Annotated in this window: 2 protein-coding genes; both read right to left on the bottom strand. The window is 71.2% G+C overall.

Annotated elements, in window-relative coordinates; genetic code table 11:
• Positions 1-100: 100 nt before the first annotated feature.
• On the bottom strand, positions 101-595 hold the full coding sequence (locus tag ACFV5N_RS28075) for a nuclear transport factor 2 family protein (RefSeq protein WP_385605421.1): 495 nt from the start codon (positions 593-595) through the stop codon (positions 101-103).
• The coding region (locus ACFV5N_RS28070; RefSeq protein ID WP_385605418.1) for a dihydropteroate synthase at positions 592-1020 on the bottom strand (429 nt) is incomplete at its 5' end. The genes ACFV5N_RS28070 and ACFV5N_RS28075, both read right to left, overlap by 4 nt.

The following is a 1020-nucleotide window of genomic DNA, read 5'->3' as shown; positions in this document are numbered from 1 at the left end:
AGACCTCCGTGCGGTGAAGACTCGACACCTCCACCACACCGGAGGTCTTCGCCTTTGATCAACCCCTGACCACTGTCAACAACGCTCGTGATCAATACACCTAGCCCATGCTGCCGATGCCGTCGCCGTCCTCCGGCGGCCCCTCCTCGCTCTCCTCGTCGGTCTCCTCGACGAGCACCGGCGAGCCGTGGTGCGACCACAGCTTCCACTCGCCGTCACCGCCCTCGGTGCGGCGGAAGAGATTGGTGGCCACCACCAGGCCGCCCACCAGCGGCCCGGCGCTGCCGTCCTCCTCGGCGGGGCCTCCGCTGAGGATGTTCTCGGTGCAGGTCACCAGCGCGGTGTCGCCCAGCACGGAGACCTCGACATCGGTGAGGAAGAACTGGATGTACTCGGAGTTCGCCATGATCAGCGCGTAGGAGCGCAGGACCTCGCCCCGGCCGGAGATCACCGGCCAGCCCGGATGGATCACGCTGATGTCCTCGGCGTCGATCCAGCGGTCCGCCATGGCGTCGAGATCGCCCTGCTCCAGCGCGTCGTACAGCGCGGTGTTGGCGGCTTCCACCGCTTCGATGTCCGTCCGGGTACCACTCATGTATGGGCCGTATCCCCTTCCGCTCGCGTCGGCGCCGCGTCTTCGACGGCCTGGGCCACCCGGACCGCGTCCGCGCTGGCTCGTACCTCGTGTACCCGCACCGCCCAGGCCCCCACACGGGCCGCGAGCGCCGAGATGGCGGCGGTCGCGTGATCCCGCTCGGCGGCCGGCGGCGGGGTGCCGGTGCCGCCCGCCAGGACCCGGCCGAGGAACCGTTTGCGGGAGGCCGCCACCAGCAGGGGCCGCCCCACCGCGTGGCGCAGCCGGTCGAGACCGGCCACCAGGGCCAGGTCGTGCCCCGCGTCCTTGGCGAAGCCGAGGCCGGGATCGGCGATGATACGGGCCGGGTCGATGCCCCCGGCGACGGCGCGCTCGATGGAGGCGCGCAGTTCGGCGACGACCTCGCCGACCACGTCCGTGTACAC

This window comes from Streptomyces sp. NPDC059853, assembly GCF_042731495.1.
GTDB lineage: Bacteria > Actinomycetota > Actinomycetes > Streptomycetales > Streptomycetaceae > Streptomyces.
This window is presented reverse-complemented; position numbering and strand designations above follow the sequence as displayed.